Source organism: Flavobacterium sp. 28YEA47A (assembly GCF_041262125.1).
Classification (GTDB): Bacteria; Bacteroidota; Bacteroidia; order Flavobacteriales; family Flavobacteriaceae; genus Flavobacterium.
Genome location: NZ_JBGCCI010000007.1, coordinates 103,613 through 123,638, shown reverse-complemented (window position 1 = coordinate 123,638; position 20,026 = coordinate 103,613). Strand labels below are relative to the sequence as shown.

At 36.4% G+C, this 20,026-nt stretch carries 17 protein-coding genes; 9 read left to right on the top strand and 8 right to left on the bottom strand.

The window, feature by feature from the left end; genetic code table 11:
- Positions 1 to 123: 123 nt before the first annotated feature.
- From ABH942_RS11555 to ABH942_RS11545, 3 genes are all read right to left on the bottom strand, one after another.
- Complete coding sequence (locus tag ABH942_RS11555; RefSeq protein ID WP_370032117.1) at positions 124 to 2,121, bottom strand: LTA synthase family protein; 1,998 nt, start codon at positions 2,119 to 2,121, stop codon at positions 124 to 126.
- Between the two features lie 187 nt (positions 2,122 to 2,308).
- The gene (locus tag ABH942_RS11550) at positions 2,309 to 3,715 is read right to left on the bottom strand and encodes a S41 family peptidase (RefSeq protein WP_370032115.1); all 1,407 of its coding nucleotides are present in this window, start codon (positions 3,713 to 3,715) and stop codon (positions 2,309 to 2,311) included.
- The gene (locus ABH942_RS11545; protein WP_370032113.1) at positions 3,712 to 4,512 is read right to left on the bottom strand and encodes a DUF5694 domain-containing protein; all 801 of its coding nucleotides are present in this window, start codon (positions 4,510 to 4,512) and stop codon (positions 3,712 to 3,714) included. The genes ABH942_RS11550 and ABH942_RS11545 overlap by 4 nt, the downstream gene beginning before the upstream one ends.
- 220 nt (positions 4,513 to 4,732) lie before the next feature.
- Between ABH942_RS11545 and ABH942_RS11540 the strand changes: the two genes are divergently transcribed.
- Both ABH942_RS11540 and ABH942_RS11535 read left to right on the top strand, forming a co-directional pair.
- On the top strand, positions 4,733 to 5,785 hold the full coding sequence (locus ABH942_RS11540) for a sensor histidine kinase (RefSeq protein WP_370032111.1): 1,053 nt from the start codon (positions 4,733 to 4,735) through the stop codon (positions 5,783 to 5,785).
- On the top strand, positions 5,782 to 6,486 hold the full coding sequence (locus tag ABH942_RS11535; protein ID WP_370032110.1) for a LytR/AlgR family response regulator transcription factor: 705 nt from the start codon (positions 5,782 to 5,784) through the stop codon (positions 6,484 to 6,486). The genes ABH942_RS11540 and ABH942_RS11535 overlap by 4 nt, the downstream gene beginning before the upstream one ends.
- A 55-nt stretch (positions 6,487 to 6,541) precedes the next feature.
- Here ABH942_RS11535 and obgE read toward each other — a convergent pair whose 3' ends face one another.
- From obgE to ABH942_RS11515, 4 genes are all read right to left on the bottom strand, one after another.
- Positions 6,542 to 7,558, bottom strand: a complete 1,017-nt coding sequence (gene obgE / locus ABH942_RS11530) for a GTPase ObgE (protein WP_370032108.1) — start codon at positions 7,556 to 7,558, stop codon at positions 6,542 to 6,544.
- An 89-nt stretch (positions 7,559 to 7,647) separates the two neighbouring features.
- On the bottom strand, positions 7,648 to 8,922 hold the full coding sequence (locus ABH942_RS11525) for a hemolysin family protein (protein WP_370032107.1): 1,275 nt from the start codon (positions 8,920 to 8,922) through the stop codon (positions 7,648 to 7,650).
- A gap of 15 nt (positions 8,923 to 8,937) precedes the next feature.
- Entirely contained in the window at positions 8,938 to 9,510 is a 573-nt protein-coding gene (locus ABH942_RS11520) for an adenylate kinase (protein WP_370032105.1), read from the bottom strand.
- Between the two features lie 66 nt (positions 9,511 to 9,576).
- Positions 9,577 to 10,107: a phosphoribosyltransferase gene (locus ABH942_RS11515; RefSeq protein ID WP_370032103.1), complete on the bottom strand. Its 531-nt coding sequence runs from the start codon at positions 10,105 to 10,107 to the stop codon at positions 9,577 to 9,579.
- A 189-nt stretch (positions 10,108 to 10,296) separates the two neighbouring features.
- Here ABH942_RS11515 and ABH942_RS11510 point away from each other — a divergent pair, with 189 nt between their 5' ends.
- The 4 genes from ABH942_RS11510 (at position 10,297) to ABH942_RS11495 (ending at position 14,372) form a co-directional block, all read left to right on the top strand.
- Complete coding sequence (locus ABH942_RS11510) at positions 10,297 to 11,559, top strand: sorbosone dehydrogenase family protein (RefSeq protein WP_370032101.1); 1,263 nt, start codon at positions 10,297 to 10,299, stop codon at positions 11,557 to 11,559.
- A gap of 201 nt (positions 11,560 to 11,760) precedes the next feature.
- Entirely contained in the window at positions 11,761 to 12,507 is a 747-nt protein-coding gene (locus ABH942_RS11505; protein ID WP_370032099.1) for a DUF3667 domain-containing protein, read from the top strand.
- A gap of 1 nt (position 12,508) precedes the next feature.
- Positions 12,509 to 13,066, top strand: a complete 558-nt coding sequence (locus ABH942_RS11500) for a hypothetical protein (protein WP_370032097.1) — start codon at positions 12,509 to 12,511, stop codon at positions 13,064 to 13,066.
- Between the two features lie 73 nt (positions 13,067 to 13,139).
- On the top strand, positions 13,140 to 14,372 hold the full coding sequence (locus tag ABH942_RS11495) for a cation:dicarboxylate symporter family transporter (protein WP_370032095.1): 1,233 nt from the start codon (positions 13,140 to 13,142) through the stop codon (positions 14,370 to 14,372).
- Here ABH942_RS11495 and ppk1 read toward each other — a convergent pair.
- Entirely contained in the window at positions 14,369 to 16,435 is a 2,067-nt protein-coding gene (gene ppk1, locus ABH942_RS11490) for a polyphosphate kinase 1 (RefSeq protein ID WP_370032093.1), read from the bottom strand. The two genes, ABH942_RS11495 and ppk1, sit on opposite strands and share 4 nt — an antisense overlap.
- A 446-nt stretch (positions 16,436 to 16,881) precedes the next feature.
- On the opposite strand from ppk1, the gene ABH942_RS11485 reads away from it, so the two are divergent.
- From ABH942_RS11485 to ABH942_RS11475, 3 genes are all read left to right on the top strand, one after another.
- On the top strand, positions 16,882 to 17,292 hold the full coding sequence (locus ABH942_RS11485) for a helix-turn-helix domain-containing protein (protein ID WP_370032091.1): 411 nt from the start codon (positions 16,882 to 16,884) through the stop codon (positions 17,290 to 17,292).
- A gap of 982 nt (positions 17,293 to 18,274) precedes the next feature.
- Entirely contained in the window at positions 18,275 to 18,856 is a 582-nt protein-coding gene (locus tag ABH942_RS11480) for a phage tail protein (RefSeq protein ID WP_370032090.1), read from the top strand.
- Between the two features lie 41 nt (positions 18,857 to 18,897).
- Positions 18,898 to 20,013 (top strand): ABC transporter substrate-binding protein, encoded by a 1,116-nt coding sequence (locus ABH942_RS11475; protein ID WP_370032088.1) that lies wholly within the window; start codon positions 18,898 to 18,900, stop codon positions 20,011 to 20,013.
- Positions 20,014 to 20,026: the final 13 nt, after the last annotated feature.

Sequence of the window (20,026 nt, the reverse complement as noted above, 5' to 3'; positions counted from 1 at the left end):
AACATATATTTTTGCGATGCGAATATACTTCATTTTAAAATTTTAGACTTACAAACGAAAGAGAAAACTAAATCGTTATCGCAATTTTAACTTTTGTTTTAGAGTTCTTGTTTTCTGGCTTTTTTACCTGACTTCTTCCGCACGAACAGCAATTTCTTTTGCTTTCCTGGTTTTCTTTTGTGGTAAAAAATTTCTCTCGCCTAAATGCGAATAATATTGTTGGATAAATGCCTTGAAATACAAAATATTCTTTTCATCTACTTGTGTTTTGCTTTTCATCAGGTTATTTTTCCACAACGGGTCTTTTCTATAATCCGATTTAACCAGTATATCTTTTTCGTTGAATTGGTAGTAATGCGTATCAGTAGTACAGTTAAAGGCACTATTCGAAAAATTAATAGCAAAATGGTTTTCTCGTCCTTCCGGATTGAAATGATTTTTTCCAAAAGCAAAATAAGGTTTATCATAGTCAAGCATTCCTAAAAGCGTAGGCATGATATCGATATGCTGCATGATCTTGTCATCGGTTCCTTTGAAATTTTTACCGGGATGATAAAACAGAATCGGAATAGAATAATCAAACGGTGGTTTTAAAAACTTTGGAGAATCGGCTCCGGAAGCGTGATCGGCCGTTATTACGAAAAGGGTATTCTTAAACCAGGGTTCTTTTTTAATTTCTTCAAAAAACATCTGGAGTGCATAGTCTGAATATTTGATAACGCGGTGTATTGGGAGCGTTCCTTCAGAAAATTTACCTTTAAACTCGACTGGAATACTAAACGGATGATGGGACGAAAGCGTAAAAACGGTTGTAAAAAACGGTTTTGGCATCTGGTTGACTTTTTCATGGACAAAAGGCCAGAATTTATGATCCCAGATTCCCCATTTCCCGTCAAAATCATCATCTCCTTTTACTTTTTCGTATTCTTCTCTGGACTGGAATTCTTCAATATCAAGGTTTTTACCAAAAGACACAAATCCCATCGATTCTTTTACGGCTCCGTGCATAAAAGCCGTATGATAGCCCATTTCATTCATGCAAGCTGGCAAAGCATGATAATTGGCAACAGAATTAGGCAATGACAGAAATGGTTCTTTAAAAGTCGGGATCGAAGCCCAGATTGCTGGCAGCGCATCCATAGAGCGGTAGCCATTCTGATGTGCATTTGTAAAAAGATAGCCCTCCTGAAAAAGTGAATCCAGAAATGGAGTATTAGTCTGCTGTTTTGGCTTAAACTGGTCTGAAAGACTTTTGATATGCGCTTTGCCGAAGCTCTCTAAAATTATAATAAAAACATTTGTATTGCGGTCAATCTTAAATTTGTCTGAAGAGGACGGCATATGTGTTGTTGGCATATACGTTTCTGCCGTCTTTTTGTCAAAATATTCGAGTTTGGGAACTTTTTTAGATTTGCCTAACGTTCGGAAAAGACAGAAAGGATTACTCAATATTAAGGAAGTGTGCGAAGCATTATCCGTATACATAAAGGCATCGCTCATCGAAATAGGAAAAGAAGCTTTTGAAAGACTGGCTCCCCTGACAAAAAAAACGGTCAGAAAAACCATTACGCCCAGATATACCGAATTGACGATATAATAATTTCTATTACTTGACACTACCGATTTTCCATATCCTATCCATCTGAACCCAACGCAAAGCATACCAAGCACAATGAAATAAAAGATAAAACCATACCAATAATCGGCTATAAAGTCGAGTATCAAAAGTGAAAAGCTATCTTCCTTAACCAAAAACAAATCACCTAAAACCAATCGGGACTGTTTATATGGATAATAAAACACATCTGCAAAATTGACCAGCAGACCAAGGCTGTTCGAAATCATATAAATCCAGAAAAGTCTTTTCTGATAGTTTTCTTTTTCCCGAAACCGAAAAGGAAGCAACGAGAAAAAAATAAAAGGCAGATTAAGATAAAGAATGGAAACCGTGTCAAACATCAGGCTTCCTCTCAGCAAAGAAAACAGGTCCTTATGGTGAATGGGATCTATCAGGTGGTCGTTAAAATAATAAAAGATAAATCTACCGAACATGAATGCGACATAAACGACCATAAGTCGCAACAGCATAACCGTAAAATCATTTTTCCAGTTGATTTTCATAAAATCTAACTACTATTAGCTCCTTCGAAAAACGGAACAAAAGCCTGTTCTGTGGTAGCAGAAAAAGCGTTGGGGAATCGAAGTAAATGTTTGTTCATACAAAAATAATGAATAATTTACATTCTGTTTACGCGCCAAAAATTATATCTGTTGTTTTAACTTATAAAAAAAGCATCATTACGATGCTTTATCTTTTCTGTTGTATTAATTCTATTGCTTTTTGTAATGCGTCCTCGTTATCTTCAATCTCAATATCAGGAAGAATACTTTCTGTATCGATAATGCCGCTTGGCCGCACATCCAGACTGGTCGACACCTGGAAAGTAAATTTGGAATACGGCAATGCATACCACATCATAGGATCTGCATAAAAAGAAGAAAGATTGGCCGTTGGCTGTCCTACCAAAGTTCCCAGCTGATAATCTTTTACCATAGCCGCAAACATTGACCCGGCAGAAAAAGTATAATTATCAATCAGTACATAAATATTCCTTTTCTGTTGTAACGATGACTTTTTAGGTTTTACAAGTTTATGTTCCACGACTGCCAACTCATTATCTTTTGTGTTCCAGATTGCTTTTGTATGCTTATTGATTCCATAGGTAAATTTCGCCCATCGCATTATTCTTGGTATGTACATTGCCGAAAAGTTTTTCTTGAATTCCGGCGTTACCTTCCATAACGTTTTAGAGGAAGTACGGAAAGGCTTATCAGCAAAATAACGCCCTAAATCTTCACCATAACGGGCATCGCCTCCATCATGATTGCGGACATCAATAATCACATTTTTAATTTTAAGTTTGTCAATTTTCTTAAAGCTTGTTTTATAAAATTTCTTGAAATAGCTTCGCTTCTCACTGTCAAAATCTTTAATCGTAAGCAAGGCTGTGGAATCATTAAGAATCGAAAACTTGCAGGTTTCTTCCGTTGTTTCTGGATTCTTTTCGGCAAGCGCAGTACTCAAAACACCTTGTACTTCCATCTTACTTGTTTTTCCATTCTTATCTAAAAAATCAATCGTGTAAGGAGCCCTCCAATCATAAACCCGCCATAAATAATACGGGAAAGAAGCCGTGACATATTTTTCGTCCAGAAAATCCAATTCTTTTGAAGATTGTAATTTTAAAGTCTGCACTACTTTTTCAATCGGAATGCCATTTACTGCAACAAGTTTATTTATAGAATCGATTGCCGTTTGATCTGAATAATTCTTTTTGACGGTATAGCTTCCTTCTTTGTTTTCTATTGAAAAAGGAAAAAACAGGCCTCCATCTTTTACATATTTTTTATAAAACTGGGTAGGATAACTTCGGGTATGGGCATCATTCATAAAAACCAATATTTTATCAATCTGCCTCCAGAAACCAAATAACGAAAGATTTTCCGGCAATTCATTTTTTAGTGAATCCAAATAATGAGTCCATTCTTCCTTACTCCTGTAATAATAGGGATTAGGATGCGAATAGTTTATTTTTTCAACCAGGCAGTCAATATCATAAATCATTTGTTTTTTTGAAAGCTGCTCGTCCTGGGCAAAAACCTGCTGGCATTGCCCTATCGTTAAAAAAGCAATTACCAATATAAGCCGTATCATTTTAAAATATCTTTAAGTTCAACGATTTCAAATTCAGGATCATATTTGACAATCTCACGAAACATTGAGATGTGACCTGCTCCTAGCAGCACCATTACTTTATCGTCTTTGCTTTCTGTTAGTTTTTGCACCAAGGAAAACATATAAAGGTTACGTTTATACCATTCCGATGCCAAAGAAGCTCCAATAAAATTATCTGTCTTTCCTGCCTTGTTTGCCAAACCTACATACCATTGGATGTCAGAATTTGTATATTCCTGAGTATTCATGCTCAGAATCAGATCCGTCAGCGAATAGGTAGCAATCTTTTTATTTGTAGTCGTTTCTATATGTTTCATCATTCTTTTGTTTTGCTCTATTAATTGTGTCTGACCCGCCTGTTCCATTCCTAAGAGCATCATCTCATAGGGAAAAGTCGTATCTAAATAATCAATTGCAAACATTTTTTTATGGTTGAGTTTTTTAGCAGCTCGTAATGCTAATTGTACTCTTTCATCAGCCATTGTTTTTAATAAGCTATCAGGATTTTGGGCATAAAACCGGTCTAATTCATTCTGTTTTGTATAATCCCATTCTACAAAAATTTTATCCGGGCCAAACTTTTTAATACGGTTGGTTATTGTTTCCAGTTCCTTTTGGCTCTTTGGAGTCATAACATCAAAAGTGTTTACTTTGGCGACATCATATCCCGGATTTTCAAAATGAAAGCTACCAACCAGTAAAATCTGTTTCTTTTTTGTTTGTGCCATCAATCCTGTGCAGGCAACTAATAACATCAACAAGACTATTCTTTTCATAATTTGAGCGTTTTAAATTTGTTCCAAAAGTAAAATCCCAACAGTAGCGCTTTTTTAAATTTTGACGAAGGCGTTATAGTATCTTACAAACCTTCAAAATCAAAACCTGAATAATTTCATATAATGAACCTGGCCGTTTGACACAAGAAATTCAGGTTTCGTGTAAATATTGATTTGATTCAAAGTCATAATCGTATTTTTGAGAAGCAATACAGATGACATGAAGCTAAAAATTCCATTCCACTATCATATTACATTTTTCCTCAGCGTATATCTGATTTTTGTGCTTTGGGAATTTACAACCAGCCTTAATCAGGACTCTTCGTTTTTTTCTTTTGATTTGATGTCTGTATTATTTTCAATAACTCTGGCATTGGCACTTTTTTGTATTTATATTTTTAATTTTTATACTTTCTGCCATTGGTTTTTGAATCGAAGAAAAATAATTTTATACATACTTTCCATTCCTGTTTCATTGGTGCTTTTTGCCGGTGTACGTTATTTTTTGCAGGAAGTTGTTGTTTTTGAATTGACTGGCTTCCATAATTATTATGACGCATCAAGACAGCCAACCTATTATATCCGGGACAACTTTTTTTTCGGGATGCCTGCTGTAATATTAAGTACATTGTTTTATCTTATCTTACAATTTCAGCAATACCAAAGACAAAATCAGCAATTATTGCTAGAAAATAAAAAAGCTGAGTTCCAGCTATTGAAATCGCAAGTGAGTCCGCATTTTTTATTTAATACGCTCAATTCTTTTTATGGCGAATGGATTGAAAAAGATCCTGAAACTGCTTCCGATTTGCTGAAATTATCCGATCTTTTGCGTTATGTGATTACGGAAACCGACAAAGAATATGTGCTGCTTTCCAAAGAATTACAGTTCATCAAAAACTACATTGATTTGCAGGAAAAAAGATTTGAAAATCAGCTTTACCTTGATTTTTCGATTGAAGGCAACGCTGGCAATCTTATGATTCTTCCATCGGTTTTAATCCATTTTACAGAAAATGTTTTTAAGCATGGAAAACTGAATGATCCAGAGAAAAAAGTGAATATTACCATAAAAATCAACGGTCATTTTCTGGAAATTTCAACGTTCAACAGCAATCAGCCTGGCGAAAATTATTCGTCAACGGGAATTGGTTTTGATAATCTTACCAAACGCCTGGAATATGCCTATCACGAAAATTTCATACTGGAAAAAACAAAAGAAAATAATACCTTTAAGACTTATTTGAAAATTCCTCTAAAAAGCAATCTATGAAATTCAAATGCATAATTGTCGATGACGAACCACCAGCAACGCGCATCTTGGAGAAATATGTTGAACAGGTTTCTTTTCTGGAAAGAGTAGCTACGTTTAATGATTCGCTAAAGGCTTTAGAATTTTTAAATAGTCATACTGTCGATTTAGTTCTTTTGGATATACAGATGCCTCAACTTACAGGACTTCAGCTTTCAAAAATTATCTCAAAAGACATCAGGATTATTTTTACGACTGCCTATCCAGATTTTGCATTAGAAGGTTTTGAGCTGAGCGCACTTGATTATCTGGTCAAGCCTATTGCTTTTGAACGTTTTTATCAGGCGGTATCAAAATTGCAGTCTGGTCCAAAACAAGAAGTCCAGCCCTCCAGTTCAGCCGATTTTATTTTTATAAAAACCGACGGTAAGAATAAGTTTGTCAAGCTGTTCTTAAAAGACATTCTTTATATTGAAAGTCTCCAAAATTACATCTGCATCCATACCCTGGAACAGCAATTCATTACGCATTCTTCTTTACGAAATGTATTGGAATCTTTGCCACAGGATGATTTTGTACAAACCCACAAATCGTATGTAGTGGCTTTAAAACAAATCGAATCGACCGATAATTTTTCCGTTTTCATCAACAACAAAGAATTACCTATTGGAGCGACCTTTAAGGATGAATTTTTCAAGCGGATAGATCAGAACAAAATATAAAAGGCGACTATTAAGTCGCCTTTTTATTTATACTCTTTTATTGCTTTTATTGCTTTTATTCCTGATTCTCGTCAGCATTCAGCATCTCCCACAGCTTGTCTTTTAGTTCAACAAGTCCCTGGTTAGCGATTGAAGAGATGAAATGGTATTTCAAACCTTTAAATTCTTTGTCTAGCTGCGCTTTCATTTCTGCTTTCAGTTCTTCGTCAAGCATATCTGATTTCGAAATTACAATAAAGCGTTCTTTATCTAAAATTTCCGGATTGTAGCGTCTCAGCTCATCCAAAAGGATTTCATATTCTTTTTTAATATCGTCCGCATCGGCAGGAATCAAAAACAGCAATACCGAATTTCTTTCGATATGTCTTAAGAAGTAATGTCCTAGTCCTTTTCCTTCGGCTGCACCTTCAATAATTCCCGGAATATCTGCCATTACAAACGATTGGAAATCTCTGTAGGCTACAATTCCAAGATTCGGCTTTAGTGTTGTAAAAGGATAGTCTGCAATTTTTGGTTTTGCAGATGTCAGTACAGACAGTAAAGTAGATTTACCTGCATTTGGAAATCCTACCAAACCTACATCGGCCAGAACTTTAAGTTCCAGAATAATGTCCAATTCGTTAGCCGGCATTCCAGGCTGTGAATATCTTGGTGTTTGGTTTGTGGAACTTCTAAAATGCCAGTTTCCTAATCCGCCTTTTCCTCCTTTTACTACAATCTTTTTCTCGCCATGTTCTGTAATTTCGAACAGGATTTCATTGGTTTCCTTATCACGAACAACAGTTCCCAGCGGCACTTCAATGTATTTATCTTCTCCGTCTGCACCTGTACTTCTGGCACTTCCTCCATCGCCTCCATGTCCGGCTTTGACGTGTTTTGCAAACTTTAAATGGAACAATGTCCAAAGTCCTTTATTCCCTACCAGATATACGTGTCCTCCTCGTCCTCCGTCACCTCCGTCAGGACCACCTTTTTCAATAAATTTCTCTCTATGCAAATGCGTAGATCCTTTTCCTCCTTTTCCGGAAGTAACATAAATCTTAACGTAATCTACAAAATTTCCCTCTGTCATTTTCTTTATTTAAAGTGTAAAGTTTAAGGTTTAAAGCCACAGCATACTGTCAACTCTAAACCTTAAACTTTATACTGTTTCTTTTTTGTTTATTCTTTTAGGGAACGTACTAAAACCTTATCGATTTTAACACCGTCCATATCTATAACTTCTAATTCAAATAAGTTCCAGATTAGTTTTTCGCCTTGTTTTGGTATATAAGAAAGCTCCGTCATGATTAAGCCGCTCACGGTTGTAACTTCATAATCATTAATCAGCTCATCCAAATCAAAATAAGTCAAAAAGTCGTGAAGCGAATAATGTCCGTCTACCAACCAGGTACCATCTTCTCTGGCTACAAGCTGAAATTCTTCATGATAGAAATCAGATGCATCACCTACCAACGCTTCCAGAATATCGTTTAAGGTAATCATACCTTGTGTGATTCCGTACTCGTCTGTTACGATAGCATAATGCACTTTGGTTTTCTTGAAAATATCCAATGCTTTATAGGCAGAAGTATGTTCGATCAGATAAACCGGTTCTTTCATTATTTCTCTAAGGTTGAAATCTCCGCTTTCAAATTTGGCAAACAAATCTTTTAGCAGCACAACACCAACCACTTCGTCCAAACTTTCTTCACAAACCGGATATACGGAGTGGATTTCATCAAGGACTTTTTGTTTAAGCGTAGGAAGATCGTCTTCTAAAGAAAGATAATCAACCGCTTTTCTGTGCGTCATCAGCGAGTTTACCTTTCTGTCACCAATATGGAAAACACGTTCCACAATATCCTGTTCGATTTCCTGTACTTCTCCTACTTCGGTTCCTTCTTTAATTATTGCCTTGATTTCTTCTTCAGTAACTTTTCCATCTGCTGTTGGTCTGATTCTGAACAATTTCAGAAGCGATTCTGTCGAAATGGTCAAAAGCCAGATAAAAGGTGCGGTAATTACCGAAATTATCTTCATTGGCAAAGCGACTGTCTTTGCAATCGTTTCCGGATAATTGAGCCCTATTCTTTTTGGAAGCAATTCGCCAAGCACCAATGAGAAGAAAGTCAATATAACAACTACGATTCCAACTGAAAGATTTGCTGAATACGGCTGAAGGAATTCATACTGATCCAAGAAAATCTTTACATCGCCAGTGACATTATCACCTGAATAAATACCTGTTAAGATTCCGATTAATGTGATTCCGATTTGAACGGTAGACAAAAATTTGTTTGGTGAATTGGCCAAATCCAAAGCAGTTTTGGCACTGGTATTCCCTTTTTTTGCAGAAGTTTCCAATCTGTTTTTTCGCGCAGATATCAATGCAATTTCCGACATCGAAAAAACACCATTCAAAAGGATTAAAAAGAAAATTATAGCTATTTCCAAGTTTTATAAATTTAGTTAAAGGCTATCGATTACAGTACTTAATCGATCTGTAATTTCTTCTATGGTACCGATTCCGTCCACAGCGTGAAATTTATTTTGTGCTTTATAATAGTCCATTAATGGAGCTGTTTTTTCGTTGTATTCCTGATAACGGTTTCTGATTTTCTCTTCATCCTGATCATCTGGCCTTCCGGAAGTTTTTCCTCTTTCCAAAAGTCTTTTTACTAATATTTCATCATTTGCTTCCAGAGCAACCGTTGCTGTAATTTTTTCTTTTTTAGATTCTAAGAAGTTATCTAAAGCTGCTGCCTGTGATAAGGTTCTTGGAAATCCGTCAAAAAGGAATCCTTCAGATCCCGGATTTTTATCTACTTCACTTTGAAGCATCTGAATAGTTACCTCATCTGGAACTAAATCCCCTTTATCCATATAGGTTTTGGCTAATTTGCCAAGTTCCGTTTCATTTTTAATATTGAACCTAAAAATATCTCCTGTTGAGAGATGGGTCAGATTGTATTTCTTTTTTAAGAATTCGGCCTGAGTTCCTTTTCCCGCTCCAGGCTTCCCAAATAATACGATATTAATCATTTTGTTAGTTGTGAGTTATTATATGCCAGGATTTTTCAATCCAAAATGTTTCATTTCCAATCCGACTTAATCTTTCAATTGGTATACTTCAGGAATATTTCTTCCAAGTCCATCATAATCCAGGCCATAGCCCACAATGAATTTGTTTGGAATTTCAATACCAATATAATCAATTTTTATGTCTTTTTTGTATGCTTCGGGCTTTAAAAATAAGGTAGCAAACTTAAGTTGCTTTACATTTTGCGACTCAAACATTGCTTTCAGTTCTACCAAAGTATTACCTGTGTCGACAATATCTTCTATTACGACAACGCTTCTTCCCGATAAATCTTGATTAAGTCCGATAAGCTTTTTTACCTCATGGGTTGTAGTAGTGCCTTCATACGAGGCTAATTTCACGAAGCTAACTTCGCAGGCTTTCGGATAGTGTTTCATAAAGTCTGAAACAACCATAAAGGCGCCATTTAAGACGCCCACAAATAAGGGTATCTCTTCGTCTAGGTCTTCAGCTACTTCCTGCGCCATTTTGGCTATAGCTGAATCGATTTCCTTTCCACTGATGAAAGGAACAAAATGTTTGTCGTGAAGTTGTATCACAATGATTTTATTAAATAATAAGTTGCAAATATACTAAAATAGAATCCAGCTATTTTACAATTTATTTCAGTTTTATTACAATTTTATTTTTGTTAAATAATTTTTAATATTCTTTAAAGCCCGAAGATAAAAAATTTAAAATCAGTAAATTCAATATTCAGAAAACACAACCACTAATTTTTTTGAGCTATGAAAACACGAATTTTACACCTACTTCCCTGCCTTGCTTTTTCGTTCTTATCCTGCAACGGACAGGAAAAGAAACAGCCTGTAAAAAATAGTACTACTGTCGTAAAAACTGCGATTGGCGATTTGGAACTTCCTGCTCCGTATGCTACAGAATCTGCAAGAAAAATAAGCCGGATGAAAGAATGGCCGGAAGGAATTACGCCCAAAGCTCCGGAAGGATTTGTGGTTAGCAAATTTGCTGACGGGTTGAAAAATCCACGTTGGACTTATATTGCGCCCAATAATGACATTTTTGTAGTGGAAAGCAACACTTTTAAAAGTGCAAACCAGATCACTATTTTCAGAGACAAGGACAATGATGGCGTTTTTGAAACCCGTGAAATTTTTAAGGACGGACTCAATATGCCTTTTGGGATGCTCATTCTTGGAAATTATTTTTACATCGCCAATACCGACGGTCTTTTCCGTTTTCCTTATAGCGCCGGTGACCTGAAATTAAGAGGAAACGGAACAAAAATACTGGAACTTCCAGCCGGAGGCTATAACAACCACTGGACAAGAAATCTGCTTGCCAATGCTGACGGTTCAAAAATATACGTTTCTGTAGGTTCTGCCAGCAATAATGCCGAGCATGGAATGGAAGTAGAAAAAAGGCGTGCCAATATTTTAGAAATCAATCCAGACGGAACGGAAGAACAAATCTATGCCAGCGGATTGAGAAATCCTGTTGGAATGGACTGGAATCCTGTAAACAATGAACTTTGGACAGCTGTAAACGAACGTGATGATCTGGGAGACGAGCTTGTTCCGGATTATATTACAAGCGTAAAAAGAGGCGGTTTTTATGGATGGCCTTATTCCTATTACGGACAGATTGAAGATCCAAGAATGAAAGGACAAGGAAAAGAATTAATTGCAAAAGCCATCATTCCTGATGTTTCAGTTGGTGCCCATACGGCTTCTCTTGGTTTTGCTTTTTACAATAAGGATGCCTTTCCGGCTAAATATAAAAACGGGGCGTTTGTTGGACAGCATGGTTCGTGGAATCGCTCAAAACTAAGCGGCTACAAAGTGCTTTTTGTACCTTTTAAAAACGGAAAGCCTTCCGGAAAACCTGAAGATTTTCTGACCGGATTTATTGCCAATGAAGAAAAAGCCGAAGTTTACGGACGTCCGGTAGCTGTAACGGTTATGAAGGATGGTTCATTATTAGTCAATGATGACAGCGGCAATACGATATGGAAAGTGGCTGCTAAAAAATAAGTTTTTCGGAAATTCCCAAAATATATCCCGCTAAGTTTAGTCATTCATGCTTTGCGCCTCTACGTCTTTGCGTGAAATAATTGCTCGCAAAGGCGCAGAGGCGCAAAGTTTATTAATACACTAATTTTTTTGCATCGCCTTTCATTATAAACTTTTGACAGTTATTTTATTTTAATACTTTTACTCCAAACAGCCCAATCTATGAATCCGATTTGCAAAAATTGCGAACATGAAATTACTGGAAATTTCTGTAGCGAATGTGGACAATCTGCGGATACACATCCTATAAATTTTCATTACCTCTGGCATGATGTACAGCATGGTATTTTTCATTTTGACAAAGGACTTCTTTTTACTGCCAAAGAGCTTTTTACAAGACCCGGTCATTCCATTAGAGAATTTATCGAAGGTAAAAGAGTCAACCATTTCAAACCTACAGCATTGGTTTTTTTGCTGGGTTCTCTTTATGGTCTGCTATATCATTTTTTTCATATTGAGATTCCGTCCACTATAACCAATGAAGATTCGGAACAGACATTCAATATTATAGGAGACTGGATTACTGCACATTATGCACTGGCAACTTTGTTTACCATTCCTCTACTATCAATCGCTTCTTTTCTTGCCTTTCGAAAAACAGGCTATAATTTGGTAGAACATTTGGTGCTAAACGGTTTTATTGCCGGACAAAAGCTGATTCTCCAATTTATTTTCTTCCCGCTTCTTTATATTTACAGCGGAACCCAAACCATGTTGCTACTCTCCGGAATATCTGTACTTATTGATATCCTACTTGCATTTTGGGTCTACAATCAGTTTTTTGATACCCAATCAACTTTAAAAAACATTTTAAAAACGGTTCTAACCTATATTTATTTCTTTATACTATTTACGATCCTGACCGTTGTAATAAGTGTAGTTGTGGAGCTATTTATCAAAAAAGCATAAAATGATGAGTTCTGATTTTATCCGAAAATTAGAAAATAGCACGGCACACAGGCAAAGTCGTGAATCAATGTCTGATAGTGTTTCTGCCAATCTGGAATTGTTGCCCGTTTTGATGTCCGTGGTATTAGATATCCAAAACAAAAACCACTATAAAGGCTGTTGGATTTCGGAATTGGTTTTTGAAAACCATATCTACTGGCTTATTCCCTATCTGGATACTTTCTGCAAAACACTTTCATCATATTCGCATGACGGTGCGTTGCGTTCCGTTTCTAAAATCTGTCTTTTTTCGGCCACTCACCATTTGAAAAAGAAAAAATCAGGAGAAGTTTTCCTGACGGACGAACAGTTGGAACTAATGACAGAATCCTGTTTCGACTGGCTTATCAGCGATCAAAAGGTGGCAACCAAAGCCTATGCCATGAGAGCCCTTTATGCTTTTGGAAAAATAAACGACTGGATATATCCGGAACTCAAGACTATTTTAGTACAAGATTACCCGAATCATTCTGCGGCCTATCAAGGAGCTTCAAAGGAAATCCTGAAAAAATTGAAATAGCTAAAAAATATTTTCCGTTTTGCCAGCCAATTCATTTTAAGACTTTAAATTGCACGCTTTAATTTCCTTAACCATGGCGGAAAGCATTGCAAAAAATAATAGTCTTTTATTCAAGATAGTCACCAATCTTACTTTTTGGGTACTGATAGCAATCATTTCCGGTGTTTTGGTTGGACATTATATACCCGAAACCGGTACAAAAATGAAAGTCATAGGCGATACTTTCATCCAGATTGTCAAGCTTTTTATTGCTCCTATTATTTTTCTAACCATCGTTTTAGGAATCAGTGGTATGGGCGACCTTCGAAAAGTGGGGCGTATTGGGATAAAAGCACTGATTTACTTTGAAATCGTTACCACATTTGCCTTGGCTATTGGCGTTATTGCAGCCTATGTCATCCAGCCCGGCAAAATTGACAAGTCTGGCCTTGATATCCAGGACGCATCAAAATACACCTCCAACCCAAGAACAGAATTTGACTGGTGGCAGTTTTTTATGGATAATTTCACCTTGCAGGTTTTAGTAGTAGCCATAGTTTGTGGCATAGTGCTCAATTATTATAGCAGGCGCGAATCTGTAGTAGCCACCTTATACAAGGCTTCAAAAATTGTTTTTAAGGCTTTAAAATTTGTGATGTTTCTGGCTCCATTAGGTGCTTTTGGAGGTATGGCTTATACTGTTGGGAAGTTTGGACTACACACCTTGATTCCTTTAGGAAAACTGATGTTTACCGTATATGTGACAATGGCTATTTTTATCTTTTTTGTATTGGGCGGCATCCTACGCTATTATAAAATGAGAATCTGGGATTTTATAAAATACCTGAAGGCCGAACTACTAATTGTTCTGGGAACTTCATCATCTGAACCGGCATTGCCCAACTTAATGGACAAGTTAGAACGATTGGGCTGTAGTAAATCGGTTGTAGGATTGGTAGTGCCAACCGGATATTCTTTCAATCTTGACGGCACATCTATTTATCTTTCTATGTGCGTCATATTTTTAGCACAGTTATACAATGTGCATCTCACTTTTGGCGAAATACTGACTATTATCGGACTGCTGATGATTACTTCAAAAGGAGCTGCCGGAGTTACGGGAAGTGGCTTTATTGTTTTGGCCTCGACACTCACGGCCATTCATAAAATTCCACTTGAAGGATTGGCTTTCCTTTTAGGAGTTGATAAATTTATGAGTGAAGCAAGAGCTATAACCAACTTCATTGGTAATGGCGTAGCAACTATAGTGATTTCTAAAAACGAAAACGAGTTTGTTGATATTGAAAACCCAATGGAACTCGATTAGGCTTTTCTTTTCAGGTAGTCGTAAATTTTCTCTTGGGAACGCAGTGGTGGTTCTTCATTTCTTACCGGAATATTTTCGAGCGATGTTCCTAGCAAAGAAGCCTTTGTATTATCCTCTAATTGGATTTTAAGGATATTGAGCATTTCATTTTTCAGCACTGAGTCATATATCGGAAAACAGACTTCTATTCTATTGTAAATATTCCTGTTCATCCAATCGGCTGAACCCATAAACAACAATGGATTGCCATTGTTCTCGAATACAAAAATGCGTCCGTGTTCGAGATATCTGTCAACAATTCGTCGAACGGAAATATTTTCGCTCCTACCCGGAATTCCCGGAACAAGACAACAAATTCCCCGAATCATCAGTTGGATTTTTACTCCTGCATTGGAGGCTTCATATAATTTTTCGATAAGGCTTTTTTCTTCCAGATTATTCAGTTTTATAATAATTCCGGCATTTAGTCCTTTTATTTTGTTTTGGATTTCGGTATCAATCAGCTTGATGAATTTTTCCCGCAGATTGAATTTGGCTACCAGAAGGCACTTGAAATCCATTTTATATTTCTTTGGGTTTTTCTTGATGGTGGTAAGAAGCAGAAATGTCTTTTCTAAATCTTTCAGCATTTCTTTATTGGCAGTCATAAGAATATGGTCTGTATAAAAACGGGCTGTATTTTCATTTAGGTTTCCGGTTGCCAACAATCCTATAGACGGAATTTTACTCTGTTTTTTAAATTTTACGAGCGCTATTTTAGCATGTACTTTTAGAGATGGAATGCTATGAACGATCCTGACGCCGGCTTTTTTAAGCTGTTTTGACCATTTTATATTGTTTGCCTCGTCAAATCGTGCTTTTAATTCTACTACAACGGTTACTTTTTTTCCGTTTTTAGCCGCACTTATCAAGGCATTCGCAATTCTTGAATCGCTTGCTACACGATAAAGGGTTACGTATATTTCTTCGGCATTGGGATGCATGGAAGCCTCGTTAAAAAAGCGGAGTACGCTGTCATACGACTGATACGGGACATGCAGCATAAGATCTTTTTCTGCAATGGTATCAAAAAGGCTCTTATCTGCCGGACTATCCAAAGGAATAGGAATCATTTCAGCATAAGACAGGCTTTGTTTTTTTAACGGTAGCGAAGCCAGGTCTTTTAAATTATGATAGCGTCCACCCAAAACAATGGTCGCATCTTTCAGCTTAAATGTATCAATCACCGATTGCAAAAATGGCGGTGGCATGCGATAATCGAATAAAAAACGGGTAGCAAAGCTATAATCTCTCTTGGCAATCTTCTTTTCCATTTTTTCGGCCATAGCCTCATCATACTCGTCATCGAGTTCAATAGCGGCATCTCGTGTTATTTTGAAATTATAATCGGCCGGCAGTTTCTGGTCTTTAAAAATAAATTTCAACCCGAAGCTGATAATATCATCCAGAAAAACAATATGTGTTTTTGTTCCTTTTTTTACTGAGAAAAAACGGGGCAAATCATCAGACGGTATATTTAGAAGAAACAGCTTGTGTGTATCGGCATTTTCCTCAAGCACCACAAGCTTGTACAGTTTATTATTTTCCGGGAAGAATTCTGTTTCTTTGGTTATTTCTACCACTTGTAGGAATGTCAATACTTCCGTAAAAAAATAATGGGTCAATTCCTCATGGATATTTTCAGGAATAGGCTCATTGTAAATAAGGTGAAACTTTTCTTTTTCAAGTCCCGGTAGAATCTTTTTTGTCATTATTGCACCAAAAACCCGCTGCTGGTCGTCAACAATATGCTGTATCTTGTCCAGGATCTGCTGGTAGACAAAGCTATTTTCCTTTTTGTTTTTGGAAATTTTTTTGAGGGCCATCAAAGATGGTATCCTGACCCTGTAAAATTCATCGAGATTGGAAGAATAGATGGAAAGGAACTTTATTTTTTCAAAAAGAGGCACATCATTGGCATCTGCCTCAAGAAGAACTCTTTCATTAAATGAAAGCCAGCTGATATCCCTGTCAAAAAAATCAGGTTTCAGGCTCACTTCTTTGTTCTTGGTTTCCAGAATCATATCATATCTTAAGTAGTTATAAAAGTATTAATTTATAATGACTATATCATTAAGATACTATTATGCTTTGCGGTATTCTTCCTTATTATTTACAGTTTGGCAATACGTTTGACCTGATTATCCAGGTATACTTCGACTTTTATCAGATAACTAATGGATTCCCGCAGATCGAAGTATTATGACAAAGCTAGTTTCGTTTTCAAAATTCTGCAAAAGATTTGAAATTTTAGGGAGTATTTTTTTACTTTTTGCTCATGGGTAGGTAAAAAAACAATAACTTTACGATTGTCTTTGGTGAAAAAATGACATATTTATTAGATATGCCGTGCCATGACGACATATTTTTTTCTATATTCGTTGTTTGTTTTGTTACGTTTTGTTGTATTTCTACACTTTTATAAAACAAAGTAAACATTTTAATTTATAATAAACAAATTTATTTTTGTATGGACGGGAAAATTTTAAAAAAGAAATTGCAATCACTTGACATTCAAATGAATGAAATTGCAAAAAGATTAAACATTTCTCCCCAAAATCTTCAGAATCGATTTAAATCGAAAGAGATTACTTTGGATTTTCTAATTGAAGTCTCGAAAGCGGTAAATGTATCTGTTTACTATTTTATTAAGGATACTATTTACGAAAATGAGTTCCTGCAACCGGATAACCTGATAGTAAAGGAACCGGACAGTGAATTTCTCCCGAACAAGAATAATGTGGTTGATGCTAAAAACCAAACTATTGAAATTTTACAGCGTGAAGTACAGGATCTTAGAAATGATAAAGATTTTCTAAAAAATATTATCAATTCGAACCTAGTCAAGAGGAATCCTGAAACAGATTCTCAACAGGCATAGGCATTTCTTGTTATACCTAATATACGTTATATTAAGGAACCTTTTTTAGCTAGAACAATTTCTATTGTTTTCGTTTTTTCCAGCATTATCCTGCTATCTGAAAAGCAAAAAGCGTTTGGGATCATTGCGCTTATAATTGGCCTTGGCTTACTTATTAGTAGCGCTCTCAGTACCGGAATAGAAATCAACACAGAACAAAAGCGCTTTCGTAAACTATATTCCTTCCTGGGTATTGTATTTGGCGAATGGGAATTCTTCCAAAAAACAGATTATTTTTCCGTTTACAAAACACGGGAAACACTAAATAGTCCCGCTGCCAATTGGTCCACACTTACAAATAATTCCTACATTGTCAATTCTTTCCGGGATGGCAGGAGGCCTCTTATATTATATAAGGCCAACTCTAAAAAAGAAGCTCTTGCTGTTGCCAGAGATATGGCAAACACATTAGGCTCCAAAATTCTTGATTCGACAGAAGGAGAACAAAAGTGGGTTTAGGATCTGAGCTACTAAGTTACTTAGAACCTTAGCCGCTTCGTAAAACCTCAACAATTATTTTTCCTTCATCAAGATGCGATTTCCTTCCTTCGCATCCTGTCACACAGCACCCTGTTTTTATTTTTTTTTTGCATAAAAAGCCATTACACCATCCCTAAATTTAGTGATAAAAAAATATACCAAAATTGTGGTATTGTATGCGTTTTTGAAATATTGCAACTTTGAAAAGTCAAAAAAACATAATGTTTTAGAGACATGCCCAAAAACTAACCTGCTAAACATTTCGCTATGTATACAACTACTATTCCGAAAGTTGATCGCTTATTTCTAGCAAAAAAAACCAGCGTTATTCTTGCGATTCAAACAGAAAAACTTTCGCTCAATGCGAAAACGCCTTTTTATGGCATCCTCCTTCAGAAATTACACCTTCCTATAAGAATACATAAATTCTATAATTCAACTATTAACTTAAACTTTTAAAACTATGTACGAACCTTTTCTTGGACAAATTCAGACATTTGGATTTAACTTCCCTCCTAGAGGATGGGCTTTCTGCGACGGACAAATAATGTCCATTGCTCAAAACACTGCATTATTTTCCCTTTTAGGCACTACCTTCGGAGGAAACGGACAATCAACATTCGGTCTTCCTGACTTAAGAGGGCGATCAGTCGTTCATCCCGGAAACGGCCCAGGATTAGCTCCTGTTGTATGGGGAGAATTTGGAGGAATTCAGAGCGTGACTTTAACAACAAACAATATGCCTATGCACGCTCACACTTTGGTTGATGGTCAGGCACATGTTGCTACAAGTGTTCTTGCTACCAATAACAATAATGGAAGTAATACTACTGACAATGGCAATAATGGTTTCGGAGATTCAGGTAATATGCCGGAAATCTACAGAGAAAGTCCAACAGGAACGAATGTAGTAGGCGGTGTAAAATCTGTAATCAGCGGTACTACTGCTTTTGCAGGAGGAAGCACTCCTTTTTCAATACGTAATCCATACCTTGGCGTATACACGAGCATCGCTCTTGAAGGAATTTTCCCTTCTAGAAACTAATTAATATGGGGGAGTCACATCCCCCTTTTATTTTATTTATTATGAAAATCGGAATATTGTTGCCCCAATCAAAACAATACCCATCATTGGATCGGGATTTTATGCGAGGCATAAAATTAAACGATCTGAATGTCAAGTTTTTTATTGAAAGCATTGGCATTGGCGCTGACGAAAAAATAATTATCGAAAAAATGCAGAAACTTTCTTTACAGGAAGACATCAGTATTTTTATCGGCTTTTTTGGACATCGCAATATCGAAAGCGTTTATGACTACGCTTCAAATAACAATCTCTTTTTATTAGCTACAGATATAGGCTCAACGCTTCCTTATGCTCTAGAAAAGAAACAAGGCGTATATATCAATTCATTTGGTATCGCCGAAAGTTCCTATCATTTAGGAACTTACCTCGCATCACAGAATTACAAAAACATAGCCACCTCATCCTCTTATTATGATTCTGGTTATGGCATCAATCAAGCCATCGAAAAGGCACTTTATCAAAACAATAGTCAATTTTCCGGGCACTATATCACGCCATTGCATCCGAGGGAAAATGAAGCCGACTGTATGCAGGAAACTCTGGCTCCCTTAAAACCAGATGCCGTATTTGCTTTTCATAGCGGTATTTATGCAGAAGAACATGCTTCTTATCTTACCAAAAACAAACTGACACAAGACTATCCTTTTTATTTCACTTCTTTTTCTATCAGCGATAAGATAAAAGAAGAGCACAAGGAAGCGCTTCAGGACATCATGGTTGTATCTTCTTGGTCAGATAACCTGAGAAGCAAAAAAAACATATCCTTCGTAGAAAGACATAAAGCCATATTTCATCAGGCTCCAAGTATTTTCAGCTTATTGGGCTATGAATCCGGAATAATTCTGGAAAACTTATTAAAAGACACTGACACCATTCCTGGGCTGCAACAACTTATAGAAAAAATGGAAGAAGCCCCTGAAGGCCCAAGAGGAAAGATGCACTTTCATCCGGAAACCAACAGGACCAGCTTTGACAGCTATATTTTCAAAATTACAGATGATGGAATCCAAATAGAAACTGTCCTAAAAAATAATGGGCAATTCATACAAAATATCATGTCTGACCAGCGCCCTCAATCTTTGGGAGGCTGGCATAATGCTTATCTATGTCATTAAACCTTAAATCAAT